The 26,054-nt window shown below is 48.1% G+C and carries 25 protein-coding genes; 15 read left to right on the top strand and 10 right to left on the bottom strand.

Features of this window, described 5'->3' with window-relative positions; all coding sequences use genetic code 11:
• The first annotated feature begins 84 nt into the window (after positions 1-84).
• Positions 85-420 carry an AciT family ciprofloxacin tolerance protein gene (gene aciT / locus PGW99_RS11065; RefSeq protein ID WP_273777748.1) on the top strand — a complete coding sequence of 112 codons (336 nt, stop codon included), beginning with the start codon at positions 85-87 and terminating at the stop codon, positions 418-420.
• Positions 421-570: 150 nt separating this feature from the next.
• A complete protein-coding gene (locus PGW99_RS11060) occupies positions 571-1,050 on the top strand; it encodes an SCP-2 sterol transfer family protein (RefSeq protein ID WP_273777746.1) in 480 nt (159 codons plus the stop codon).
• 71 nt (positions 1,051-1,121) lie between these two features.
• Here the strand turns inward: PGW99_RS11060 and dtd are convergent, their stop codons facing one another.
• Positions 1,122-1,562, bottom strand: a complete 441-nt coding sequence (dtd, locus tag PGW99_RS11055) for a D-aminoacyl-tRNA deacylase (RefSeq protein ID WP_273777744.1) — start codon at positions 1,560-1,562, stop codon at positions 1,122-1,124.
• Positions 1,563-1,767: 205 nt separating this feature from the next.
• On the opposite strand from dtd, the gene pncB reads away from it, so the two are divergent.
• From pncB to asd, 3 genes are all read left to right on the top strand, one after another.
• Positions 1,768-2,973, top strand: coding sequence for a nicotinate phosphoribosyltransferase (pncB, locus tag PGW99_RS11050; protein ID WP_273777742.1), 1,206 nt, complete (start codon positions 1,768-1,770; stop codon positions 2,971-2,973).
• Positions 2,974-3,089: 116 nt separating this feature from the next.
• Positions 3,090-3,944 (top strand): sulfurtransferase, encoded by an 855-nt coding sequence (locus PGW99_RS11045; RefSeq protein WP_273777740.1) that lies wholly within the window; start codon positions 3,090-3,092, stop codon positions 3,942-3,944.
• Positions 3,941-4,789 (top strand): archaetidylserine decarboxylase, encoded by an 849-nt coding sequence (gene asd / locus PGW99_RS11040; RefSeq protein WP_273777738.1) that lies wholly within the window; start codon positions 3,941-3,943, stop codon positions 4,787-4,789. Before PGW99_RS11045 ends, asd begins: the two co-directional genes overlap by 4 nt.
• 52 nt (positions 4,790-4,841) lie before the next feature.
• Here the strand turns inward: asd and phoR are convergent, their stop codons facing one another.
• Both phoR and phoB read right to left on the bottom strand, forming a co-directional pair.
• Positions 4,842-6,206, bottom strand: coding sequence for a phosphate regulon sensor histidine kinase PhoR (gene phoR / locus PGW99_RS11035; protein WP_273777736.1), 1,365 nt, complete (start codon positions 6,204-6,206; stop codon positions 4,842-4,844).
• 9 nt (positions 6,207-6,215) lie between these two features.
• Positions 6,216-6,926, bottom strand: a complete 711-nt coding sequence (gene phoB, locus PGW99_RS11030; RefSeq protein WP_273777734.1) for a phosphate regulon transcriptional regulator PhoB — start codon at positions 6,924-6,926, stop codon at positions 6,216-6,218.
• Between the two features lie 401 nt (positions 6,927-7,327).
• Here phoB and PGW99_RS11025 point away from each other — a divergent pair, with 401 nt between their 5' ends.
• The gene (locus PGW99_RS11025) at positions 7,328-8,164 is read left to right on the top strand and encodes an SDR family NAD(P)-dependent oxidoreductase (RefSeq protein ID WP_273777733.1); all 837 of its coding nucleotides are present in this window, start codon (positions 7,328-7,330) and stop codon (positions 8,162-8,164) included.
• A gap of 30 nt (positions 8,165-8,194) precedes the next feature.
• On the opposite strand, the gene PGW99_RS11020 is transcribed toward PGW99_RS11025, so the two are convergent.
• The 4 genes from PGW99_RS11020 to PGW99_RS11005 all read right to left on the bottom strand — a co-directional run bounded on the left by PGW99_RS11020 (position 8,195) and on the right by PGW99_RS11005 (position 12,747).
• Positions 8,195-9,559: an MATE family efflux transporter gene (locus PGW99_RS11020; RefSeq protein WP_273777732.1), complete on the bottom strand. Its 1,365-nt coding sequence runs from the start codon at positions 9,557-9,559 to the stop codon at positions 8,195-8,197.
• 107 nt (positions 9,560-9,666) lie between these two features.
• Positions 9,667-10,821: a methionine aminotransferase gene (locus PGW99_RS11015; RefSeq protein ID WP_273777731.1), complete on the bottom strand. Its 1,155-nt coding sequence runs from the start codon at positions 10,819-10,821 to the stop codon at positions 9,667-9,669.
• A 40-nt stretch (positions 10,822-10,861) separates the two neighbouring features.
• On the bottom strand, positions 10,862-12,166 hold the full coding sequence (locus PGW99_RS11010) for a DUF445 domain-containing protein (RefSeq protein ID WP_273777730.1): 1,305 nt from the start codon (positions 12,164-12,166) through the stop codon (positions 10,862-10,864).
• Positions 12,167-12,198: 32 nt separating this feature from the next.
• Positions 12,199-12,747, bottom strand: coding sequence for a CC0125/CC1285 family lipoprotein (locus PGW99_RS11005; RefSeq protein WP_273777729.1), 549 nt, complete (start codon positions 12,745-12,747; stop codon positions 12,199-12,201).
• A gap of 696 nt (positions 12,748-13,443) precedes the next feature.
• Here PGW99_RS11005 and gshA point away from each other — a divergent pair.
• On the top strand, positions 13,444-15,021 hold the full coding sequence (gene gshA / locus PGW99_RS11000) for a glutamate--cysteine ligase (protein WP_273777728.1): 1,578 nt from the start codon (positions 13,444-13,446) through the stop codon (positions 15,019-15,021).
• Positions 15,022-15,038: 17 nt separating this feature from the next.
• The gene (locus PGW99_RS10995) at positions 15,039-15,557 is read left to right on the top strand and encodes a disulfide bond formation protein B (protein WP_273777727.1); all 519 of its coding nucleotides are present in this window, start codon (positions 15,039-15,041) and stop codon (positions 15,555-15,557) included.
• Between the two features lie 68 nt (positions 15,558-15,625).
• Here PGW99_RS10995 and PGW99_RS10990 read toward each other — a convergent pair whose 3' ends face one another.
• Positions 15,626-16,972, bottom strand: coding sequence for an alpha/beta fold hydrolase (locus tag PGW99_RS10990; protein ID WP_273777726.1), 1,347 nt, complete (start codon positions 16,970-16,972; stop codon positions 15,626-15,628).
• Positions 16,973-17,200: 228 nt separating this feature from the next.
• Between PGW99_RS10990 and PGW99_RS10985 the strand changes: the two genes are divergently transcribed.
• Together PGW99_RS10985 and parE are read left to right on the top strand one after the other, a co-directional pair.
• Positions 17,201-17,797: a YqiA/YcfP family alpha/beta fold hydrolase gene (locus PGW99_RS10985; RefSeq protein WP_273777725.1), complete on the top strand. Its 597-nt coding sequence runs from the start codon at positions 17,201-17,203 to the stop codon at positions 17,795-17,797.
• Between the two features lie 3 nt (positions 17,798-17,800).
• Positions 17,801-19,681 carry a DNA topoisomerase IV subunit B gene (gene parE, locus PGW99_RS10980; RefSeq protein WP_273777724.1) on the top strand — a complete coding sequence of 627 codons (1,881 nt, stop codon included), beginning with the start codon at positions 17,801-17,803 and terminating at the stop codon, positions 19,679-19,681.
• 56 nt (positions 19,682-19,737) lie between these two features.
• Here parE and PGW99_RS10975 read toward each other — a convergent pair whose 3' ends face one another.
• Entirely contained in the window at positions 19,738-20,337 is a 600-nt protein-coding gene (locus PGW99_RS10975) for an OmpW/AlkL family protein (protein ID WP_273777723.1), read from the bottom strand.
• A gap of 333 nt (positions 20,338-20,670) precedes the next feature.
• Between PGW99_RS10975 and PGW99_RS10970 the strand changes: the two genes are divergently transcribed.
• Positions 20,671-21,177, top strand: coding sequence for a DUF1877 family protein (locus tag PGW99_RS10970; protein ID WP_273777722.1), 507 nt, complete (start codon positions 20,671-20,673; stop codon positions 21,175-21,177).
• A gap of 71 nt (positions 21,178-21,248) precedes the next feature.
• Here the strand turns inward: PGW99_RS10970 and PGW99_RS10965 are convergent, their stop codons facing one another.
• Positions 21,249-21,971, bottom strand: coding sequence for an outer membrane protein OmpK (locus PGW99_RS10965; RefSeq protein ID WP_273777721.1), 723 nt, complete (start codon positions 21,969-21,971; stop codon positions 21,249-21,251).
• A gap of 434 nt (positions 21,972-22,405) precedes the next feature.
• Here PGW99_RS10965 and PGW99_RS10960 point away from each other — a divergent pair, with 434 nt between their 5' ends.
• From PGW99_RS10960 to dsbD, 4 genes are all read left to right on the top strand, one after another.
• Positions 22,406-22,765: an HPF/RaiA family ribosome-associated protein gene (locus PGW99_RS10960; RefSeq protein ID WP_273777720.1), complete on the top strand. Its 360-nt coding sequence runs from the start codon at positions 22,406-22,408 to the stop codon at positions 22,763-22,765.
• 122 nt (positions 22,766-22,887) lie between these two features.
• Positions 22,888-23,427, top strand: a complete 540-nt coding sequence (locus tag PGW99_RS10955) for an ankyrin repeat domain-containing protein (protein WP_273777719.1) — start codon at positions 22,888-22,890, stop codon at positions 23,425-23,427.
• 16 nt (positions 23,428-23,443) lie between these two features.
• Positions 23,444-24,211, top strand: coding sequence for a transporter (locus tag PGW99_RS10950; protein ID WP_273777718.1), 768 nt, complete (start codon positions 23,444-23,446; stop codon positions 24,209-24,211).
• Positions 24,212-24,229: 18 nt separating this feature from the next.
• Complete coding sequence (gene dsbD / locus PGW99_RS10945; RefSeq protein ID WP_273777717.1) at positions 24,230-26,053, top strand: protein-disulfide reductase DsbD; 1,824 nt, start codon at positions 24,230-24,232, stop codon at positions 26,051-26,053.
• Position 26,054 lies beyond the last annotated feature (1 nt).

The raw sequence follows: 26,054 nt of genomic DNA, 5'->3' as shown, positions 1-26,054 counted from the left end.
CAAATAGACGGATTTAAACTGAAATTTGAGCGACGATGAAAGTGCGGTGACACACCCAGCATTCATCCGAGACGGAGGTTTTTTATGGTAACAGCGAATTTTGCGACCATGATCGGGCTGGTTTTCATCCTGACAGCATTCACGGCTGTTTTCTTTTCGCCGTATCGTCACTGGTTAGGCTTTATGCTGGCAGGTATGCTGTTTTGGGGAAGTCTGGAAATGGTACGGTTCGGGGTGCAGAACGTGTTCGATTTACCGTTGACTTACAGTTATTTAAGCGCATTCATGTTGGCGATGGTTGCGGTCACTCTGGTTCTGTTACGTGAAGACCGCCGTGCACGTCAGGCGCAGGCCAATCGGCAGTATATTGAACATACGCCGGTTTATGAGGATGATCAGCCTCAATGCTCTAGTCGTTAATCGCGATCAACAGTTTTGATAAAAAGCGTTCTGTACAGAGCGCTTTTTTTACAATAGTTGAATATCCTTACAAAGCCATACTTTACAAATAACAACTTATGTTAGGATGATGACGTCCATGTTTTTAGAATTACAATAGGCTTGAATGTCATGAAACTTTCTTCGATTCCTGTCGTGAAATTGCCACTGGTTGATGTCAGTACTGATCCGCTTGATTTAGTCTTGATGGGCTTGGTATTGCGCATGAAACAGCTGTCACGCACCAGTGCCAAATTTATGGAATTGACCCACGACCGCCAGTTCCGTATCCAAATCGGGACTGAACAGGGTATGGCACGTCAAATTCTGGTCAACCATGGACATATTGAAACAGTCGCAGGTGCCGCTGAGCCTGCTGATTTTACGCTGCAGTTTGCTGACAGTGAGCAGGGTGTGAAAACGTTGTTAAAAGGTGATCCAAGTGCCTTCATGACCGGTATGCAGAACGGCAGTATTAAAATGGAAGGTGACTTCAGTTTGCTGGTTTGGTTTAACAAGGTCGCTAAACTGATTCCACCGAAATTACCTGCGCCAGTAAAAGAAAAAGTAACCAAAGTCCGCCGTCTGATTAAGGCCAAAACTGGACATTAAATGACACAATAAAAAAGCCTCCAGCGTTGGAGGTTTTTTTATGGCGATAAGCTGGTCGTGATTAGTACGGATTATTCCACTTCCAGATTAAACGTGACCGGTCCATCATTGATCAAATGTACTTTCATGTCCGCTGCAAAAATGCCGGTCTGTACATTGGAAAACTGTGATTGCGCATAGGCCACGAGCGCATCATAGAGGGCTTGAGCCTGTACCGGTGCCATAGCTGGGCCAAAATCTGGACGCAAGCCTTTTTGCGTTTGTGCCATCAAGGTGAACTGGGAAACCAGCAGCAGACCACCCCCCGCCTGAGCCACATTCCAGCCCATTTTGCCCTGTTCATCGTCAAAGCAGCGGTACTTCAGGATTTTATCCAGCAGTTTTTGGCCCTTCTCGAGGGTATCCTCTTTCCCCAAACCTAAAAAGACCAGCAGACCCGGGCCGATTTCTCCAGTGATTTCATCGTCCACTACCACTTTGGCTTCGAGGACGCGTTGTAATAAGGCTCGCATATCACTTTATTCATGCTATCAAACTGGGCTGAGTCTAGCAGATTCCAGCGGCGGAATTGAGTATGGCTGAGTTTTATGGCCACTGTAGCGAGTATCAGAATCTCATGGAGATGCTCGTCAAAACAGCATGAATCCGCTCAAGTGGCCAATGACAGCTGAAAAAATGTGCTTTAATGCAGAAAGTTGAGCAAATCCGGTGCTGCATATGGCTGCCATTATTCGATCATTACTCGATACTGACCTGTATAAATTCACGATGTTACAGGTGGTGTTACATAAATTTCCACAAACCCACAGTGTTTATCATTTTCGTTGTCGTAATTTGCAGGATACAGTTTATCCGCTGGCGGATATTCTGGATGAGCTAAATGAGCAGTTGGATCTGCTTTGCCAGATCACATTTAAGCCGGATGAACTGGAATATCTGCGTCAGTTGCGCTTTATCAAGAGTGATTTTGTCGATTACCTGGAGCTGTTTCAGCTCAAACGTCGCTTTATTCAGGCGAGTATCGATGAGCAGGGGCGTCTGGACATCCGTGTCGAGGGACCGATGCTGCAAGCGATGATGTTTGAGATTTATGTGCTGGCGATCGTCAATGAACTGTATTTCCGTCGGATCCGTAGCTCTGAGGTGCTTGAAGAGGGGGAGCGCCGTTTACAGCATAAACTCAAACTGATGCAAGGTTATGAACAGCAGCAACGCGCGGAAGATCCCCCGTTTTTGGTATCGGATTTTGGCACACGTCGCCGTTATAGTTTTGAATGGCAAAAACATGTGGTGCAAGCCATGCACGCTGCCAGTCCAAATGTGTTTCGCGGAACCAGCAATGTCTTATTGGCCAAAGAATTGGGTATTACGCCGATCGGTACCATGGCCCATGAATTTTTACAGGCATTTCAGGCGCTGGATGTCCGTTTGCGCAATTTCCAGAAAGCCGCACTGGAGACCTGGGTACAAGAATACCGGGGGGATTTGGGCATTGCCTTAACCGATGTAGTCGGGATGGATGCATTCCTGCGTGATTTTGACCTGTACTTTGCCAAACTGTTTGATGGCCTGCGCCATGACAGTGGCGATCCGTATGTCTGGGGAGATAAGGCCTATGCTCATTACCATCAACTGAAAATTGACAGTAAAACCAAAATGCTGACTTTCAGTGATGGATTGGATCTGCCCCGTGCCTGGGAGTTATATCAATACTTTAAGGAGCGTTTTCAAGTCAGTTTCGGCATCGGTACCAACCTTACGAATGATATGGGGCAAATCCCGTTAAATATTGTCCTGAAGCTGGTGGAATGTAACGGTCAGTCGGTGGCTAAAATTTCCGATAGCCCAGGGAAAACCATGAGTGATAACAATACCTTCCTGGCTTACTTGCGTCAGGTTTTCCAGATTCAGGAAGCGGATTAATCATTGAAAGACTATGCTGATTTTTTGCAAAGCGCGTGCAAAAATCAGCATTGCAGTGGCAAGGGCTATGCTAAGATCAATGCCTGAACCGGATGAAACAACTCGAATAAACCGTCATGACCACATCTGTAACTCTCCCTGATTTTCCACTGCTGATTGAAGCCGAAGACCTGTTGCCGCATCTCGATCATCCTCTGCTGCGTATTGTTGATTTAAGCCGGCAGTCGGTGTATGAACAGCTGCATATTCCTCACGCGGTCCATCTGAAACCGGCACAATTGTTGCGGCAGGAGGAAAATGCAACAGGTCTGCTACCAGACCAGGCTGGGCTAGAAGCCTTGATTACACATCTGAATATTTCTCCTCAGCATCATGTGGTGGTGTATGACGATGAAGGTGGCGCGTGGGCAGGCCGTCTGATCTGGAATCTGCATTGTCTGGGTTTTTATCAAACCAGTTTATTGAACGGTGGGATTCATGCCTGGCTAGCAGCAGGTTTGCCGACCACGGCTGATGAAGAACAATCGCTGCCTGTTGGGCACCTGGTGGCAGTGAATCTGGCGCAGCAGGAGCAGTACCGGATTGGTTATCCGGAATTATTGCAACAGGTTCAGCAGGGTAACGTGCAGTTGTGGGATTGTCGTACCGAGGATGAATACACCGGTATTCGTTTGGCTGCACGACGTGGCGGACATATTCCGGGAGCACGACATTTTGAATGGAGTACTGCCCTTAACCGGCAAAATCATCTAAAATTACACGCTTTGGAACGCACACAACAACGCTTGGAAGACTTGGGGTTTCAACTGGATCAGCCGGTCGTGGTGTACTGTCAGTCGCATCATCGCTCGGGTTTGGCCTACATCTTGGGCCGTTTACTCGGTTGGCAGATTCGAGCTTATGATGGTGCGTGGAGTGAATGGGGCAATCGCCTCGATAGTCCTATTATTACCGGAGAATCACCATTTTGAGCTTTAACTCACTGAAAAAGCACCTGTTTATCCAGGCGCAGCGTATCGTACCGCAACATCAGCTTAGCCGTGTGGTGGGTAAACTGGCCGAGAGTGAACACCCGGTGGTAAAAACTGCTGTGATTCAGGCATTTAAGGCCAAATACGGCATCGATTTGTCGGTTGCAGAACAGACCAATAGCCTGAAATATAAATCGTTCAATGAATTCTTTACTCGTGCCTTGAAAGATGGCATCCGTGTGGTTGATACGGATCCGAGCAGTATCGTTTCTCCGGCCGATGGTGCGATTTCGCAAATTGGCAGTATTGATGAGGGTGATATTTTTCAGGCCAAAGGACAAAGTTTTTCAGTTGAAAAACTGATTGGTGATCCGCAATTGGCGCAACCTTTCAAGAATGGCCAGTTCGCAACCGTGTATCTTTCACCTCGCGATTATCACCGTGTGCATATGCCATTGACTGGAACCTTAACCGAAACTTTATATATTCCAGGTGAATTATTTTCGGTGAACCAGACCACAGCAGAAACCATTCCAGGCCTGTTTGCCCGCAATGAGCGGATGGTGTGTCTGTTCGATACAGAGTTGGGCCGTATGGCGGTGGTGCTGGTAGGTGCCATGATTGTGGCGGGCATTGAAACCGTAGTGACCGGCAAAGTTAAACCGACGGGGCGTTTAGAGTTGAACCATCATCAGGTTCTACTGGAAAAAGGCGCGGAACTCGGTCGTTTCTATCTGGGATCAACCGCGATCGTTTTGTTTGAAAAAGATAAAATGCGTTGGGATGAAAAATTCCGTGCCAATTCGGTGGTGAATATGGGTGAGGCTTTGGGGCATACTCTATAACGAGAATTATCCATAAAAAATGCGCCCTTAGGCGCATTTTTTATAACTATCATCAATCCGCTGAACAGTACAGGCACTTTTTCGGGAAGATGGCTTTAAAAATTGAGCCCTGATTTTCTTTTGACTCAATTTCTAGATGAGCACCGTGTTGCATGAGCACGTGCTTGACAATCGCCAGGCCCAAACCGGTACCGCCTGTTTCACGGCTGCGCCCACTATCCACACGGTAGAAACGTTCAGTCAAACGTGGAATGTGTTTGGGGTCAATCCCGATGCCGTTATCCTGTACGCTAAAGCAGCCCTGATCATTTTCATCGCGCCAGCTGATGGTGATCGTGCCCCCTTTCGGCGTGTATTTGATGGCATTGGTAATCAGGTTGCTAAAGGCACTGGCCAGTTCAATATCAGAGCCAATCAAGTCACAATGGCTGTCAATATCCAGGTTCAGGGTATGACCAAAATCGACATTGTAGGCTTGTGCATCATCAAATACCTGATTCATCAGCTCGCGCATATCAATAATCTGGTTGCGATTGGTCTGGCTTTTGTTATTTTCTAGGCGTGATAGCAACAACAGGTCATTAACCAGTGCATTCATCCGTTTGGTTTGAGCCTGCATTTGGTCGAAGGCACGTTTCCAGCGCGGACTGATATCTTCCTGATCGGTAAAGGTTTCGATATAACCGCTGAGTACGGTCAATGGGGTGCGCAGTTCATGCGAGATATTGTCGACGAAGTCTTTACGCATTTGCTCCAGATTATGCATCCGGGTGACATCATAAGCGACCAATAGCCGGCTTTCGCCACCAAAACGTGTCAGTTTGATCTGTACATAGCGGTCTTCAAGCATGGAAGACTGCATTTTCAGGCCATCAGGTGACTGGTCGATATTGTTAAAATATTCGATAAAGTTAGGCTGACGCAAAATGGTCAGGATATTACGGCCACGATCCAGCGGCTGAATACCCAGGAGTTTTTCCGCAGCCGGGTTCCACCATTCCAGCTGATGCTGGTCATCAATCAGCGCCACTGCTTCGGCCAGTGCGACCAGTGAAGACTGGGCACGGTCAATTAAGCCGACCATTTCGGCCTGGACAATACGTTCCTGGCGTTGTGCACGGTAGACATTAAACAGTAAGGCTCCCCAGATGCCGCTCAGGTTGGGCGGTGCATCATAAGGGTGATGTGAAATCCAGTCATTGACCAGATAAAGAGACCGCATTTGCAGGACAAAAAACAGACCAAAACTGAGCAGAATGCAGATCCAGAGATAACCAATCCCGAAGCCAATCAAGCTTGCAATCACCAGGAAAAAGGCCAGTAAACGTAAGTCTTGTTTGGCAAAGGTCCACAAACTGCTATAGCGTGAGTTTTGATGATCACGCGCCAGTTCGGGGACAGGATAAGGTTCATACATAAAGCGATTTTAACCTGCTGCTAAATCTGCACGGGTCGAGAAACGATAGCCGGTGCCGCGTACGGTTTGCACAAAACGGTCCACACCATAAGGCTCCAGCACTTTGCGTAAGCGACGGATATGCACATCGATGGTACGGTCTTCAATATATACGTTGCCACCCCAGACCTGGTCAAGTAATTGGGCACGGGTGTAAGCACGTTCCGGATGCGTCATAAAGAACGCCAGTAAGCGATATTCTGTTGGGCCCATATCCAGAATATGGTTGCCGAAGCTGACACGCTGGCTAACCGGATCAAGGATCAGACCATTGGCATCAATGGTTTTTTCGCCACTTAGGGCATTGGCACGACGTAATACCGCTTTAATACGGGAAACCAGTTCACGGGTCGAGAACGGTTTGGTCATGTAGTCATCGGCACCCGCATCGAGTCCTTGAACTTTGTGGTCTTCTTCACCACGTGCAGTCAGCATGATGACTGGAATTTCAGCCAGATTCTCATCACGTTTGAGACGGCGGCATAAGTCGACACCGCTGACACCACCCGGCAGCATCCAGTCAAGCAGGATGAGCGCCGGACGTTGATCGACAATCATTTGATGGGCTTGTTTCGCATCTTCAGCCTGCAAGCATTGAAAGCCTGCCATATCCAGAGAGGTATGGATCATTTCGCGGATGGGAAGCTCATCATCGACGATTAAAATATAGTCATCTTTCACAGCGCAATATCCTATAGATGATAACGGTGGACCGTTTTTTATTTATGACAGGCTTATTACAAAGATTAATTATGACAATATCATTGCAGATGGTGATCATACAGAAATTTTCCTTAGTTTTTGTGACAAAACAATGTCGTGTTGCTTGATCCTAAAAGAAAACTGAATATGTAAATAAATATTATAAATTCATTAGCTTAAATTTAACTAAAATTAAACAAGAGCTTATTCCTGCATAAACCGTGGATTCGATCAGATCAGGAGGGTGGATGTAGTAGAGTTGCTTCAGTCAGCTATTCTTGAATCCTGCTGGAAGTGAGGTGGATGGGCTTGATTGACAGTCGTTGCAGGCAAAATTATAGTGGCGCGGCTGCTGTCAGGGTCAGATCCAAGGATGTCTAGTGAATACATTTCAGAATAAAGTCGCTGCGATTACCGGTGCCGGTTCGGGCATTGGTCAGCAATTGGCACTACGGCTGGCTGAGCAGGGTTGCCATTTGGCATTGAGTGATATTAATCAGCAGGGGCTGACAGCCACCCTGGATTTGATCAAAGACCTCAACGTGCGCGTTACCACCCAGATTTTTGATGTGGCAGATCGTACAGCGATGTATGCCTGGGCTGAACAGGTGGTACAGCAGCATGGTCAGGTGCATATGATTTTCAATAATGCAGGCGTTGCTTTGGCTTCTACAGTAGAAGGGGCCAGTTATGAAGAGCTGGAATGGATCGTCGGGATTAATTTCTGGGGTGTGGTGTATGGCAGTAAGGCCTTTTTACCGTATCTAAAACAGAGTGGAGATGGACATATTATTAACCTGTCCAGCCTGTTTGGCCTGACCGCCCAGCCGACCCAGTCTGCTTATAATGCGACTAAATTTGCGGTGCGAGGCTTTACCGAATCCCTGGCTCAGGAACTGCAACTGGAAAACTGTGGTGTGAGCGCCTTATGTGTGCATCCTGGCGGGATTCGAACTAACATTGCCAATGCCGCCCGGGTTAATGCCAGTCTGGCCGTGCAAAATCCTGAAGATGCAACGGGTGATTTTAACGAATTTTTACGGATGCCTGCGCAACAGGCAGCCGATGAAATTTTACAGGCGGTGCTGAAAAACAAACGCCGCGTGCTGATTGGCCGCGATGCCAAACTGCTGGATCTGATCCAGCGTCTGTTTCCTGCAGGTTATCAGCAGCTGATGGTCTGGGCCATTCGCTGGCGTGAGCGTTCGAAGCGCTAAACCCATCCAGCAGTATGACGTGACATAGCCTTAAACCAGATGCTGAATCACTTTTTTCTTCCAGACCCACTGATAATAGCTCCACTGTAGCAGGCACAGGCTAACAAAACCGCAGGCATAGCCAATCCAGATTCCGGGCAGTCCCCAGTAATGGCTAAACACGTAGGCACAGGGAATCTCAATCAGCACAATTGCGCTGATATTGAGCAGCATCGGGATCAGAACACTCCCGCTCGCACGCATGATGGACGCAAAAATGGCACTGGCACCAAAAAACAAGATACTCCATAGCACAATAAACAACAGCTGCTGACCCAATTTGACCACCGCGGGATCGGTAATAAACAGTGCCATCAGATAACGTGAAAACAGGTAGGCCAGTGTGATCAGGCTACCAGTAATCAGCAGGTTCATTTGGATTGCCGTACGCGTGACCTGACCCAGCAGATCAATACGATTGGCGCCAATCGCCTGTGCGGCAAAAATTGAGGCCGCAATCGAAATCGAGATAGCGGGAAACTGGATATAGTTCAACACTTGATTGACGGCGCCATAGGCAGCGGTTGCATCAGAACCAAAACGGTTGACTAGCCCGACAATGACCAATCCGGCCACTGAGGTGGTAACCATTTGAAGACTGGTGGGAAGACCGAGCTTTAAAATAGCTTTAGTCATTTGGGCATGGTAGCGAACCTGCGCTAGCAGTGCCCGATTCGGTGCAAGAGGATGCTGTTTCCGGTTCAGATAAATCGCCAGGAAGGTCAGCACCGACAGATAGCCTACAATCGTGGCGATCGCAGGTGCAAGGATGCCCAGCACCGGTAAACCGAAATGTCCGTCGATAAGGACGGGTGTAATTGCCAGACCGATCAGGCTGCTCATGCCCAGTGCGATGAGTGGGGTCAGGCTGTCCCCCACACCCCGTAAGATTGAGGTGTAAATAATATAAATAAACAGTAGAGGGCTACCCGCCAGCATCCATCGGACATAGGGCAATGACAGGTGCATGACGTTGTCATTGGTCCCGAGCAGTCGGAGCAGATGCTCGGCAAACAGCACACCAAACAGTGCGATCAGACAGCCACCAATCAGGGTCATAAACAGGGTGGAGCCGACCACCATCCGGACTTTTTCCAGGTTCTGTGCACCCCAGGCCTGTCCGATCAGTACGGTTGTACCGGCAGACAGCCCGATCACAAAGGCCAGTAAAAAGAATAGAATAGGGAAAAATACTGCCACCGCTGCAATCGCATCTACCCCGAGCATTTGCCCGACAAAGATGGTGTTAATCGTACCTGAGAGGTTCTGTAAAATATTGGTGGCGATCAATGGCAGCAGAAATAGCAAAAAGCTTTTCCATAGCGGTTTCTGGTGGATCAGCTGATGTTGCGACATGGCAGCTCGGACTCCTTTCCCTGATCGGTCTGTTGTTCAACATAACATGCCATTTCAGAAAAAACAGGGGGAATCCTGCAGCTGATCTTCCTCTGTCGCAAGTTCCGCTAGCAGCGAGACAGGATTTCTCCTGCACGTTGCAAGGTCTGATCTTGTTTGGCAAAACAGAAACGGATTAGGCGTAAATCGGTGGGTGCATTTTTGTAAAAAGCGGAGAAGGGAATCGCAACAATCCCATGTTGCTCGGCCAGCACCTGACACATCTCGAGATCATTTAAATCCGGGCGGATGGCACTGTAATCCAGATTTTGAAAATAGGTGCCCGCTGAGGGTAGCCAGTGGAAACGCGACTGTGCAATTCCAGCAATAAACTGATCACGTTTGGCCTGATAAAAGTCTGCGAGTTCGGCAATATGCTGCGGATACTGCTGCATGTACTGCGCCAGCGCCACCTGGCATGGAGTGGTGCCGCAGAAATTGGCAAACTGATAGACCTGACGGAACAGCTGCATCAATTGCGGCGCAGCAGCACAATAACCGGTTTTCCAGCCGGTCACATGAAAAGTCTTTCCAAATGAGCCCACCACAAAACTGCGTTCACGTAATTCCGGGAAGGACAGGGCGGAATAATGCTGTTGGCCATCAAACACTAGGTGCTCATATACTTCGTCGGATAGCACCACAATGTTTCGATCCCGGATCAGTTCAATCAGGTTCAGCCAGTCCTGACGGGACCAAATGGCCCCACTCGGATTATGCGGCGTGTTGACAATGATCATGCGGGTGTTGTCATTGATGGCATCCTTGACCTGCGACCAGTCCACCTGAAAGTCAGGTGCCAGCAGATTGAGATGCACAGCTTTAGCACCGACCATTTGCACACTCGGTGCATAGCTGTCATAGCTCGGGTCGAAAATAATCACCTCATCCTCTGCTCGGATCAGGGCTTGAATCAGGCAATAAATCCCGATGGTTGCACCCGGTGTAATCGTGATTTCAGTGACAGGGTCCAGGTGAATCTGGTCACGTCGATGGAACTGTAGTGCAACCTGTTCACGCAGCGCGAGCAGGCCATCTCCGGCCGGATACTGGTTATGACCGCTTAAGGTGGCCTGACACAGGGCATCTAGCAGTGGTGCGGGTGCCGGAAAATCTGGAAAACCTTGTGACAGATTCAGGGCATTTAGGCGTTGCGCCAGCTCTGTCATGATACTGAAAATGGTGACGCCCTGAGCGGGTAATTTGGAACTAAACTGCAGCATGGCCAGAACCTAAAGCAAACAATAAAAATAAAAGCGAAAACTATAACAGAGCGTCAAGTGCCGCACGGATCACACCAAGAAGCAGACCAATCATGGCACCGACGACCACCCCATTGACCCGGATCATGTGCAAATCACCCCCCACTTCATTTTCAATCTTGGCGATCATTTCACGTGAATCCCATTCATGGATGCGTTCACTAATATAACGGATGATCTTGTCACTGTATTGGCCACTAAATGTAATGGCCAGGCCAGAAAAACGTTGGTTCAGCAGTTCACGCACGTCCCGATTGTGAATCAGGTTTTCCCCCAGTTGCTGGATGGCTGCCTGTAAATTGGCTGCAATGCCGGAATTCTGCTGCAGCAAATCCTGCTTGATCGCATCACACAAGATCACCACTGCACCACTGATGAAATTCAGCATTTGTGGGCTGTCGAGCAGGGCATTTTTACCTGCATTTAAACGCATGCTGACGTCGCTGTCTGGATCGGCCAGTTGCAGCATCCAGGCATGGGCCTGATCCTCGATCTGCTGTCGCCACGGATGTTCCGGATCGGCCAGCATGGTTTCTATTTTGGCAATCAAGGAGTCGATACTACGCTGTTGCAGATCAATCCCAATCCAGCTGGCACCCTTGACCAGCTTCCAGACCCCCAGTTCCTTCAGCAGTTTACGTGTCAGTTCACGTGTTTCATGCGGGTGTTGTACCATCCATTCATGTACCAGATCCAGTCCACGCTGCAGCACATCCTGATGGAAATCATTGTCGATCACTGCACGTAACAGTTCGCTGGCCATGTGGTTCATCTGGGTATTGCGTAGCCATTGCACACTGTTGTTCTGAATAAAATGTGCGATCTGTTCCTGCCCGACAAAGTCGAAGACTTTCGGTGCAGTCTGCTGAATGATCAGCACCACTTGCGCATTATTCTGTGGATGGGCCAGCCATTGCCCCACGGCCAGACTCAGGTCAGTTTTGGCCAGACTTTTTTCTACAACTTGCGGTGACAGGAAATTTTCCTGCACAAAACGTCCCATGGATTCGGCAATGCGCGCCTTGTTGCGCGGAATAATTTCGGTGTGGTCACGTAAAAAAGCTGGAATCGGCAAATGACCGAACGGATTGCGGAACAGTACGGTAATTGCATACCAGTCAGCCAGCCCACCGACCACGCCGGCTTCAGCAGAGAGCATCAGAATCTGGATCCACCAGGCGTGATCCGGCCATAGTTTGGCACTAACCATCAGCAGCAACCAGAGCAGTACCACACTGATCAGGGCCATACTGGCCAGGCGCTTGCTACGCTTTAAGCTGGCTGAGTTTAATTCGGCATCGGGCATGCACACATCCTATTTCATCTGGTCCTTTTCGTTCAGGGTTGGGCTGCTACAGGTGCAGCCGCCTGACCGCTACTATTGACACCATATTTTTGTCCCAGCGACTGCAAAATCAAGAAAGCATCAAAGGCATCCTGCGGGGCTTTTTTCGTATCTTTATAGCATTCAATAGTATAAGACACTTCTACTGGATCGATGTTAACCACTTGCGGAACATCATAAAATGGGTCTGGCCAGAAAAGCGGATGACGGCGGTAATAATACGGATAATAATTCGGGCTGGAGTAAATCACGGCCTGACGCGGTGGTTTTTGCGTGCGGTTGCTCGGGTCTTCCAACACTTTGAAATAGCGAAAACCCTGTTGTACGGTGGTCTGTGCGGCTTTTAGCAGGGTAATTTCCTCTGCCGTACCAAAACTGATGCGTTGATCGGCCCGATAGCTGATGCGGTAACTATGATCATTCAGGGGATAACTGGCGAAGTTGCCGAGCTGATCCAGACTGAGCGGTTTTTTCGGCGTGCTGGCACAGCCTGCAAGGCCAAGGCATATGAGCAGACCTAAACTTAAATAACGTCGATGCATATAAAAAACTCCTGGGGCAAAGAGAAAAGTAAGAGTGGATGTGCCAGAAATTCACTGCCGTCATAAAGACTGATTCGGTCGTATGGCGTCTGGCTGCGGGTAAATGGACAGCCAGACGGGAATACGATGGATCAGTTGAGTACTTTTTTCACTATCAGGATTGATCAAATCTGAGTTTCAGATTAAATCAGCGGATAGCTCATAAAAGTATTATTCAACTGCGGTGAGTTCTGTGGTTGTTGTGGGATGCTGGCACAACCGGCCAACAGCATCACGACCAGTAAACTGGCACACTAAGATGAGGTGTTCATGAGAAAACTCCTTCCGCGGCAGAGCCTGCCCGGGACAAGGAATAGGATCAAAACAAAAACGACGCTTTATTAAATTGATTTTTGCGCGTTTTGACGACTGTAAAGACAGCCTGTTATCGCAATACATGCGACTCGCCCACCAATGGTTCAGCATCGGACCATGTCTGATAATTCACCATTTCCTTAAAAAAAACAGGGCTGATCTTTAATATAATCACAAATAACCCGTGTCTTATACTGCAAGATTGTGATAAAAAATTGCCAACATTAAATCTGCTTTGCCTTTCGACCATGTTTGGGCGTAATGTAGCAGCCAACAATCACCCGAATGTGATTAAGCTGATGATTTTGTTTTGTTGTTCTTTTTAATAAGCGAGCCCGTGTAATGAGTTACTCCCTCCCGATCTCTCAAGACATTTTACCGACTTGGGTGGATTCTTCGCTGTTGCAGGGTATGCTACGCGGCATTGAACGTGAAAGCCTGCGCATGCAACGTGACGGGTTTATTTCACAAGCACCGCATCCGCACGGTCTAGGCTCGGCATTAACCCATCCGCATATCACCACGGATTATTCCGAAGCACTGATGGAGTTTATTACGCCACCACAAAACAGCATTCCTCAGGCTTTGAACTACCTGCAGGATATTCATGCGGTGGTTCACCGTCATCTCGAACAGGATGAAAAACTCTGGCCGCTGTCCATGCCATGTATGCTGGACGAAAAAGAAGAAAGTATCCAGCTTGCCCAATACGGCAGTTCGAATATCGGTCGTTTTAAGACCCTGTACCGCCGCGGTTTGGGTGTACGTTATGGCCGCCGTATGCAAACCATTTCCGGGGTGCATTATAACCTGTCTTTTCCGGATTCCTTGTTTGAAGCGCTGCAACAGCATGAGACGGATGAGCAGCTAAAAGCCCTGAGTTTGCAGGATTATCGCAGTTACCGCTATTTTGGCCTGATCCGGAATTTTATCCGTCTCACGCCATTGGTCATGCTGCTTCTGGGGGCGAGTCCGTCGGTGTGTCAGTGCTTTTTGAGTGGTCGTGAACATCACCTATTGCCACTTTTACGAGGAACGCTATTCCTGCCATATGCAACCGCATTACGTATGGGACGGTTTGGTTACCAAAATTCTGCACAGAAACAGCTCGGCATCCATTACAACAGCCTGCAAGGCTATCTGGAAGGTCTGCAGAAGGCTGTGAAAACGCCTTATCCGGCCTTTAGCCGTTTGGGACTGGATGATGCTCAGGGCGAACCGATCCAGATCAACGATCATGTGCTCCAGATTGAAAACGAATATTACAGTCTGGTACGCCCAAAACAGGTGCCGCAAGCTGGTGAAACCCCATCACAAGCGTTGGCCAATCGTGGTGTCGGTTATGTGGAACTGCGTGCGGTTGATGTCAACCCATATAGTCCAATCGGCATTGATGAAGATGCGGCTGGATTCCTGGAAACCCTGTCACTGTACTGCCTGTTTGCTGAAAGTCCGGAACTGGGTGTCGCAGAGCAAGACCAGATTGAGAAAAATCAAGCGGAAGTGGTCAATCGTGGCCGTGCACCGAATGCCAGCATTCAGCAGCAGGGCGAGTCTTACCCAATTGAAAGCTGGGCAGAGGGTTATGTCACAGCAATGCAACCTTTGGCTGCTTTACTAGACGCCGCTTACGAAACCGACCTGTACAGCAAGGCGCTCGATGTGATGCAACAACGTATTGATGAAGTGGATCTGACGCTTTCAGCCCAAATGATTTCCGATACGCTCGAACATGGCGGAACCTGGGCCTTTGGCAGTTATATGGCGCAGCAACATGCCTTGGCCTATGAACAACATGTCCTAGATGAAGAAACCCAAGGCTATTTTGATGCACTGGCGGAACAATCCCTGCAACAGCAACAACAACTTGAGCAAGACAGTAGTCTACGTTTTCACGACTATCTTGCCGCTTATAGATAAAAACAAGAGGAAGATCCATGCAGTGGAGTTATCGCTTGGTGAACGGCCTGCTGGTGTTGGCCAGTGTGATCGGTATGGCTTTTGCGCTCTATCTCGAACACGTGAAAGGTTTGGAGCCTTGCCCCCTATGTGTTTTTCAGCGTGTAGGGCTGATCGGCATGGGGCTGATTGCCTTGATTGCCCTGATCCATAATCCGGCATCAAATGCGGTCAAACGTCTGTATGCCTTTCTCGCGACTCTGGCCATTTTATGGTCGGTGGGTGTGGCAGGCCGTCATGTCTGGTTGCAGTCTCTGCCACCCGATCAGGTACCGAGTTGCGGCCCTGGTCTCAACTATTTGCTGGATGCGTTGCCATTAAAAAGCGTGTTGCAGCAGGTATTGTCCGGTTCAGGCGAGTGTGCTGCCATCGACTGGACTTTCCTCGGTCAATCTTTGCCTGTTTGGTCACTGTTGTTCTTTAGTGTGCTGGCACTGCTATGTCTCTGGCAACTGGTGCGTAACTACCCATATAGCAGAGTGCTACGTAAAAAATAACAATTTCATCAGCCCGGCTTCTGCCGGGCTGATATTTTCTCTTGCCGATTGGCTCATCACCTCTTGCTTTAGGTTTCTACAATCCCTCGCAAGTTCTCCCAATTCCGCTGTTCGACCTGAACCAGATATTCGTGCATGGGTTGTTCTGCACTTTCTTCTTCATTGTCGGCATAGAACCAGCGGGCAATCTGTTCGGCAACAACCGGATGGGACTGAATCTCAAAATGGTTGAGTCCATAAAACACCGCCTTATGGGATTCCGGCAGCTTCAGCTGAAAGCGTGGATGAGGATGTTCACCTAGTGCGCTTTTGACACTGACCAGATAATCCCCCAGGATATTCAATGCCTTGTTCTGGTTATTTTCCGACTCTACGGTGCCAGCAATCATATAACTGTTGATGTAGCTCGGTAAGGGGGCTGGTTTGCGGTTATCGTCCATCAGGCCAATCCGTGCCGGTAAATGCTCCCAGTCATCATCACGGACGCTGCCATAGCGTAAATCCAGAATACCATTACTGCGAATATTGATTGCATGTCCCAAAATTTTGATGACTGGCCAATGGTGCAGTTTCTCCTGCAGGGTATGGCTAAAACGTTCTAACGATGCACCGTGATTGGGTGTGCCAATACAGACCAGGTTATTGACCCGGTGCATCCAGTAATGCAGATTCTGTTTACCATAGAACAGGGCGCTGCGCGCCACCAAACCGCCCATGCTGTGGCCAATCAGATCAATACTATCAATTTGCGGGTGTTGCTGGATCAGCTGTTGTAACAGTACCGCCAGGCTGCGCCCGTTGGCAGAAATGCGCCGTCCCGAATTGTAATTCAGATATAGCATGGTGTTATGGTCACGTTGTGCCAGCAGCCGCTCACCGATCCCGGCGTATTTGCGTGTTGACCAGTGTAAATGGTTCATGCCGAGGCCATGCACAAAAATCACTACACGACCGGCCAGCTCGCCGCGCTGCAGAGCGCCATAGTGATCATAGAGCAACATAGGTAGGGCAAGCGGGTTGTGATGTGTGAGCAGATAATCACCCAGAATCCCGTTTAACACACCGACCAGAAAATGCAGACTCGGGTTGAGCGGTTTGGCTTGTAATTTGGGAAATTTATCGATAATCCGGCGCAACCCGGGAGCAAGCAGATGGTGTCCGGATTTTTGTGCCATGTGATAGAACAGCTGATACAGCTTGTCGACATGCGGGGTTTGCTGTAACTGTACAGTGATCTGATCACTGAGTTTCGAACTTTGCTGTAGCAGATCCTGTTGTAGACAGGCCAGCAGTTCATCCAGTCCCAACAGGTTGCTGCTGACCAGTTGAGCCAGTCCTTCCAGTACATCGGCCTGGCTGGGTGGGGTACGATCCCATCGGCAGTAGCTTTCATGTAGAGGCGTTAAACTGGGCATGGATTCATCCTAAAATGTACTCTTTCTTTTTATCTGGCTTCGCGCTATAAACATCAGCGTTCGCGCATAGTTAGTGTAATCATGTCATGATTTTACAATACGTGCGAATGGTGAAGTTTCGATGATTTTTGTCTAACAATTTCACTGCAGAATGTAACTTGGCGGTTTTTATCGCTCGCGGGATCATGCACTGATCCACAATATCCTGAGTGCAACAAGGGAAGCCTGATGAACCTGATTTACCTGCATGGTTTCAAAAGTAGTGCATTATCGATTAAGGGTCAGCAACTTAAACATTACTGTGAGCGCCATTGTCCAGAGATCCGTGTCCATTTGCCGGATCTGAACCTGCCCCCTGTACAGGCATTGGCACGCGTGGCCAACTTGATTGAAGCACTGGATCATGTTGCGCTGGTAGGCAGCAGCTTAGGGGGCTTTTATGCGACACAATTGGTCGCACGGTATGCGGTTCCGGCTGTGCTGATCAATCCTGCTATGCGACCATGGCAGCTGTTCCATGATCTTTTTGCTGAACAGTTGCCTTACCCGGTCACTGCAGACTGGTCACTGGATCAGGCACAACTGCAACAGCTCGAACAGTTGGCCTGTAAACAGCCCCAACATGCCGATAAAATTTTACTGCTCTTGCAACAAGGCGATGAAGTTTTGGATTATCGTGATGCACAGCGCTATTATAGTGCGGCTCGGCCTGCAGCACTGATCATCACAGATGCGCAAGGCAATCATGGCATGGATGATTTTGCAGACAAAATTCCGTTACTGCTCGAATTTTTATCGTATTCCCTAACATCAAGGAACCCATAGAACGTGTCTCAATATACGGCTCAATCGCTTGAAGTTTTATCTGGTCTAGATCCGGTACGCCGTCGTCCCGGCATGTATACCGATACTACACGCCCGAATCATCTGGCGCAGGAAGTGATTGATAATGCAGTCGATGAGGCACTGGCCGGATATGCCAATAAGATTGTGGTCACGGTGTATGCGGATGGATCGCTATCAGTGGAAGACAACGGCCGGGGTATGCCGGTGGATATCCATCCGGAATATGGCCAGAGCGGAATCGAAATCATTCTGACCAAGTTACATGCCGGTGGTAAGTTCAGTACCGACAATTACCAGTTCTCTGGTGGTTTGCATGGGGTCGGGATTTCCGTGGTCAATGCCCTGTCGAGCCGGGTTGAAGTGGAAGTCCAGCGTCAGGGCAATCTCTACAAGATGGCTTTTGCACAGGGTGAGCCTGTGGCACCGCTGGAAGTGCTGGAAGGTAAAGCCCCGAAACGTGCCACAGGTACTACCGTTCATTTCTGGCCGGAAGGTAAGTATTTTGACAGTCCGAAATTTGCCTTAAAGGCACTGAAACACAACCTGAAAGCCAAAGCGGTGTTAGCCGCGGGTTTGCAAGTCATTTATATTGACCAGATTAATAACGAAAAAATCGAATGGCAGTTTGAAAATGGCCTGGTCGATTACCTGATGGATGAACTGCAGGATCGTGAAATTGTGCCGCACCCGGCCTTTGTGGCTACAGGCTATGCCGAGCGAGCCAGTGCTGAATTCGCCATCTGCTGGAATGCCGAAGGCGGTGAGCAGGTACAGGAAAGCTATGTCAACCTGATTCCAACCGCGCAAGGCGGCACCCACGTCAATGGTTTGCGTTCCGGGGTGACCGATGCGTTACGTGAATTCTGTGAACTGCGCAGTCTGTTGCCGCGTAACCTGAAACTTTCGGCTGAAGATGTCTGGGATGGGGTGAATTACATCCTGTCGCTGAAATTTCAAGAGCCACAATTTTCCGGGCAGACCAAGGAACGTCTGTCCAGCCGTGAAGCGTCGTCTGTGGTGTTGAATATCGCCAAGGATGCCTTTGCCCTGTGGCTGAACCAGAACTCTGACATTGCCATGCAACTGGCGGAAATGGCGATTTCCAAAGCCGGACGCCGTTTGAAAGCTGCGAAAAAAGTTGAACGTAAAAAGATTGTCTCTGGTCCGGCTTTACCGGGAAAACTGGCTGACTGTGTCGGCCAGACCCGCGAAGAATCCGAGCTGTTTATTGTCGAGGGGGATTCTGCAGGGGGGAGTGCCAAGCAGGCACGGGATAAGAACTTCCAGGCCATCATGCCGATTCGCGGTAAGATTTTAAACACTTGGGAAGTGTCATCCGATGAGGTGTTGGCCTCTCAGGAAGTGCATGATATTGCCATTGCGATTGGCGTCGATCCGGGCAGTGATGACCTGTCGGAACTGCGTTATGGCAAGATCTGTATTCTGGCTGATGCCGACTCAGATGGTTTGCACATTGCCACCTTGCTGTGTGCCTTGTTCGTCAAACATTTTCCGGCATTGGTGGAAGAGGGGCATCTGTATGTGGCGATGCCTCCCTTGTTCCGGATTGATGCTGGTAAGGATGTGCACTATGCACTGGATGAAGCGGAGCTGGAACAGATTTTGGCAAAAGTCAAAACTAAGAATCCACAAATTACCCGCTTTAAAGGTTTGGGTGAAATGAATGCCAGCCAGTTGCGTGAAACTACCATGGATCCGAACACCCGCCGTCTGGTACAGCTGGATCTGGATGACAGTCATTTTACTGCAGGGCTACTGGATAAATTGCTGGCCAAGAAACGTTCTGCTGACCGTAAGCAATGGTTGGAACAGAAAGGCAATCTGGCGGATATTGTGATTTAAATTCCATTCGTTAAAAAACCCGCAATTGCGGGTTTTTCTTCGAGAGAGCGGGATATTTAGAATTTATAACCCAACGTTAAGCTGTAGAGCATCGGATTGACATCCACATTACCGACTTTGACTCCGTTAATTTTTACATCAGAGTTTACATCGACATAACGGATATCGGTTCCCAAGCTGAAATGTTCATTCAGTTTATAGTCCATCCCGATAGTCGCGGCGACGCCGGTGGAATTCGACACATCGAGCTTTTGACCATTCAGCAAGTTTTCATCAAAGTAATAGGTATAATTTACCCCCAACCCCACATATGGGTTCCACTGGCCTTGCGGGTTAAAGTTGTATTGCAGGCTGAGCGTTGGCGGAATGTACTTGGTATTGCCGATCTTCTGCCCATCTCCATAAATATTATGTTTTGGTGCGCTACCGACCAATAAATCAACCGCCAGATTTGGGGTTAGGAAATAGACAAAATCAGTTGTCAGGGCATAGGCATTGGATACGTTGGTACGTGTGCCATCATCAAGATTGCCTGGATTATTTTTCGGTTCAATCTGGGTAAGACCAAAACGCGTCTGAAAGCGGTCCAGCTCAAAACCTGCATGGGTTGAACCGATACAGCAAAGCCCTAGGCCGAGTAGTGCAAATTTTTTCATGTAAAACTCCATATGCATACGACATCTGTTATCCCAACAGACGTTTCCTTGTAAGTGCAGATGGAGTTAATCAAAAAACATGCCAATTTATTATTTTAAATTAAATCAATGGTTTGATTTTATTTAAAATTGTGCCTGTAATGAAATTTCAGTAAATGCTGAACGCTTCTCAGGAGATAATTTCATGTTTTGCTGAAAACAGGACAGCGATGAGCAGGGTGATCGTAGACACGTGTTATTACAATCTGCAGGCAGTAATTACAGAATTATAGCCGTTTTTTTGCACAAACTCGCTGTAAGCTAAACGGGTCAAGGAGCAGAAGAGCTTGCCGCATGAATACTCAATTATTGGCCATTCGTGCTGAGGATTTATTGCTGTTATCTAGTCAAGCACAGAATGAGCAGGACATTGCACAGGCGAGTGGCATTCAGGCCAAACTCGACCTGCAGCATCGTGCCCCGATCCTGGAGATTTTACTCACTCAAGCTCAGCTGATCGCGACAAGCTGCCTGCATTATGCCTTGGTGGCGCAGTTTCCTTTTCGCAACGTACAACAGCCTGACCTCAGTGCACATTATAATCTGGTACATCAGGTAGCCGAGATTTCTCAGGCCTTGGATGAGATCAGCATTGAACAGTTTCAGCGCTGTTATCATCCGCAATATCTGCAACAAGCCAAACTTCTCTCAGAAGCTTGGGGGCAGGCACCCGAACAGGAACAGGCAGGGTTGGTACTTAGTTTTACTCAGCTACAGAATTTTTATCGGGTATCGTTTGAGCAGCATTATGCCGTGGTTAGCCTGCACAACCAGAACACTTTGCCGGCGATCTTTTGCTAGAACCTCATCAGAATGGGGGTAAAAAAAGCAAGACTTGGGTCTTGCTTTTGAAAAAGAGGGAGTTTCACAGATTAAAAGTGATATTTCAGCAAAGCACTCACGTTATTTTCTTTGGCATTGGCAATACCGTATTTATTGTTCCACAACGAGTGCTCTACCCCAAGGTAAAGTCGTGTGCCAGGCGCGATGTGTTGGCCGAGATTCCACTTGTATTGTGTGGTCCAGTTCAGTTCGCTGGCATGGCTATTTTTTTCAGCCGTGGACCAGTCGAGAAAACCATCCACCAAAAATTCTTCATTGGCCAGTTTAAACGGCACACCATAAGTGAAGGTGAGCTGGTAATCATCTTTGGTGCTGTCATTTTTGGCCCGGTAGAAATTCAGACTGGCATATTGAAAATAAGGCACCGCCAAGTCCAGACCGATACCATACAAATAATTATCGAATCCCTCACCACTTTCCCAAGTGGTTGAAATTAACACATCTTTAATCGGGCCAATTGCCAGTTTCTGACCGGAAACCTCACTCAAACTTAATCGTGGTGAAACCTCAAAATAGCTTTCTTTGCCACTGACATCATTATCGGTACGATCCAGAAAAGCAAACACATCACCATAGTTAAGTTTTGCTGCATATTCCAGGGTTACCGTGGTTTGCTGATCCTCACGTGCAATCAGCTCGTAGTTTTCACCATATAGACCTGTAACACTAAAATCCTGCCAAACTGGTTGTGCTTGAGCCCAGCTTGCACTACTTAGAAGTGCACCTGCGATTACCGATTGTGTAAATTTCATTAAGAATCTCTCCGGCCAAAAAAGCGTAACAAGCATACAGATTATCGGCTGGAAATAAAGTGAAATTTGACCAAAAGATCAAAAAAATGTGCTGTTTTGCAGATTGTGGAGCTGTAAATTTGGTACTAAAAATGTGAATAATTGTAAATAAATGAATATCTTTTGATCAGTTTTTTAGCCTGTCATTTTTAAGTCTTAGTACTCTGCTAGGGTTCAAATATTTTTTTTAAAAACCCCCTTGCATATTTTTGCGGATGGCCTGATATTGAAGACATAAGGACAGTAAAACGATTACATGCACCGTCCTGAATTGAGTGAGGAGAGCAAAGCCCCAATTCAATTTAACCGATCCCTCAAGGGAACAACCGCTTGTCATCTGACAAGCGTAAATAACAAAAGTTTTGCACAAAAAGATCCAGAAAGAGGATGATATTATGAACATTGAAATCCGTACCGACAAAAATATTCAGAATAATGAACGTTTAATTAGTTATGTGCGTGCAGAACTTGGCCAAGAATTTCAACGTCATGCGGAACGTATTACTCACTTTTCTGTACATTTTAGCGATGAAAATGGGGACAAAGGCGGAGATGATGATATCCGTTGCATGATTGAAGCACGTCCTAAAGGTTTAAAACCTGTAGCTGTTAATCACAAAGCGAAAAATGTCGACATCGCTTTCCATGGTGCCATGGATAAATTAGGCCGTAGCCTTGAACACTTATTTGAAAAAATTGATGATCCGCGCGGTGCAGCTCCTGAGCTGATCGACAACGATGAAGAAGAAGCCTAAGCTTCTGTAAAAAAAGCCCTACGGGGCTTTTTTTATGCCTGAATATCACCTCGACAACATTTCCTTAAAACAAATCGGACATTATTCGGCATAATAAGACAAACCGACAAATGAGAGATCGCATGTTAACTGCACAACAACAGCTTTTAGTACAAGCGATAGAAGAACTGAATTTGCCACAGGTTCAAAAGCTACTGGCGGATGGTCTGGATCCGAATTTTATTGATCCAGAAAAGGGCCCACCCATTTCCGTGGCGTGTGATGGATTATTTCAGTGGTGGGAGTTGGTCAGTGAAGCCTATCAGGCCGAGCCGATGACTGAGCAGCAGAAACAAGAGGCTTTACAGGTTCATCTAGAGATTCTGGATGCCTTGATTCAGGCCAAGGCTAACCTGCATTTATGGGATGCGGAAGAGCTCTATGGTCCACTCTGGGATGCGGCAAGTGCGGCCTGTGTGCCGGCTGTAAAGCGTTTGCTGGATGAACAGGTAGATCCAAACAGTAAAGATGAAGATGGATTGACTATTTTATCATCAATTAGCGATTTGTTTTTTGACTGTGAATTTGATGAAATTGACTGGTCAGAGGCACTACCTGAAGAAAAAGAAACTTTGCAGTTGTTGCGCAGTCGTGGCGCCAAGATGTCGAAAGAACTAGCGTAAAAAATTGAGAAATGACATGAAAATCATGCAAACAACCACGTTATTGATGATGGCAAGCCTCAGTATGGGCACATGGGCTGCCGAATTTTCATTTGACCGTCCGGGGAGCGGTTTTGGCACTGGCATTACGCCGGTTGGCCATGTGGCGTGGGAACAAGGTTTGCCTTCAGCGACCTATGATGAACAGTATGTGGATGGTTTGAAAGTCAGAACACTGAGTCTGAATGGTAATATGCTGTTACGCAGTGGTCTGAATGAGGATACCGAGCTACAGCTAGGCTGGCAGGGGCCAAGCTGGACGAAAACCAAATCTGCTGGACAAACCCGGGAAACCGATGGTCTGGGCGATGTCAGTATCGGGGTGAAGAAAGCCATTAACCTGAAAGATGAGCAGCTTACGATGGCTGTGCTGGCTCAGGTTCAACTCGCTACTGGTAATCCTGGTTTCTCTGCGAAGGATGATATTTATAGCTTAAGCTCAGCACTTGCTTATCGTTATAGTGATTTGATCACGACCGCGATGACCATGCGTTATGAAATGCAGGATCGAGAATGGGCTGTCACTGCGGTTCCGAGCATTCAATACAAGATTGCCGAGAATTGGTCTGGGTTTTCTGAATTTGTTTATCGTAAGGCAGAAAGCCAACCCAATGAGACATCCTTGGCGTCGGGCGTGATGTATGCCTTAAACGACCGTGCACAGCTGGATGCCAGTGTTGGTGTTTCACTCAGTGGTGAGCGACCGGATTACCATGGTGGCCTAGGCGTTTCTTTCCTGTTTTAATCCTGAGTGGCTTAGGGTATGCAATGTCTGGAACCCGGTAATCGGGTGCAACTGAGTTTTGCGATTTTACTGAGTATCAGCTGTTGGCTGATCTCAGTGTTGAGTCATGCAGAAAATCCGCTACTTCCAGCGGAGCAGGCCTTTCGCTTTTCCGTAGAGTCTCTAAGCCAACATGAGGCGGAACTCCACTGGCAGATTGAACCCGGTTACTACCTGTATCAACATAAAATCGAGCTGAAGCAGGCCGGTCAAACGGTTCCACTGCGGTTGCCCCCCGCTGTCACACAATATGATGACAATTATGGCCAGAGTCAGGTGTATTTTCAGCAGCTCGACATCCGCTTTGCAGCAAAACCGGCACAAAGCTATCAGCTGACTTGGCAGGGTTGTGCCAAGGACCGGATTTGTTATCCGCCACAAACGATCGAGTTTCAGACAGATCTTGATGGACTGATTCAGTTGCAGGAAACGGCATCCTCAAAACGTTTACTGGATCTGGCTCCGGCCTCGGGGCAAACCTTGCCGGTGGATGCCTCAACGCCGTCACAACCTTCTTCAGTTCCTAGCCAACCGAATCCCCCACTGACTTTGGAGGGGGCTCAGGATCAGGTATGGTTTCAGCAGCTTGCCGAGCATTCTTTATTTTACAGCCTGCTGCTGTTTCTTGGTTTGGGTGTTTTGCTGGCATTTACACCGTGTTCCTTACCCATGCTGCCGATTTTAACTTCACTGATCGTGCGGGATCATAAAGGTTTGAAGGCCTGGATGATTGCACTGGTTTTTGTGCTGAGTATGGCCATGGTCTATGCACTACTCGGTCTAGTGGCATCATCAGCGGGTCTGAATTTTCAGCGTTGGTTACAGCAACCCGCTACTTTGCTGGCCTTTAGTGCGCTATTTGTCCTGTTTGCGGCCAATTTGTTTGGCCTGTTTGAAATTCGTCTGCCACAAGCATGGTTACAGCGTCTGGATCAGGTGCAGTCTTTACAACAGGGTGGAACGTTGCTGGGTGCGGGCATCATGGGCATTATCTCTGCCTTATTGGTCGGACCCTGTATGACGGCACCACTGGCTGGAGCTTTACTGTTTATTTTACAGACCCAGCATCACTGGCAGGGTGCTTTGCTGTTGTTTATGCTGGGTTTTGGCATGGGTCTTCCCTTGTTGCTGGCCAGTGTGCTGGGAGCAAAAGTGCTCCCCAAAGCCGGGCAGTGGATGTTACAGATCCGGGTCATTTTTGCCTTTATTATGCTGGGCTTGGCCCTGTATTTTATCCGTCCATTATTGCCAGCGCTGCTGTTACAGGTATTGAGCCTGTTGCTTGGTATAGGGCTGGTTATTTACCTGATCCGTAGTGTATGGCGTTACACGGGTGGCATGCGTGTACTGTATCTCTTGTTACTCATCGTGTTGCTGCCTTATCTTGGCTATAGCCAGTATCAGCAAATTCAAAACTATCATCAGCCTGAAAACTTGCAGAAAAATCAGTGGCAGATCGCTAGAACAGCAGCTGAATTTGAACGTTTATTGGCACAGGCACCTGCAGGTCGTGCGATCGTGATTGATGTGTATGCCGACTGGTGTGTGGCGTGCCAACCCATCGAACATCGGATTTTAAAATCGTCCACCGTCCAGCAGGCATTAGCACCTTATTACCTGATTAAACTGGATTTGAGCCAGTATGATGCCTCCCATCAGGCTTTGCTAAAAAAATGGCAAATTCTTGGGCCACCGACTTATATTTTTCTGAATGCTCAACAGCAGGAACAGCGACAGTTACGTTTAACTGGTGCATTTAGCGAAGTAGAATTGCTAAGCCAACTCAAGCAGCTCCACCCCTAAT

Origin of the sequence: Acinetobacter sp. GSS19 (assembly GCF_028621895.1) — a bacterium.
Taxonomy (GTDB): domain Bacteria; phylum Pseudomonadota; class Gammaproteobacteria; order Pseudomonadales; family Moraxellaceae; genus Acinetobacter.
Note: the sequence above shows the minus strand (reverse complement) of the source record. Positions and strands in the feature narration are given on the sequence as shown.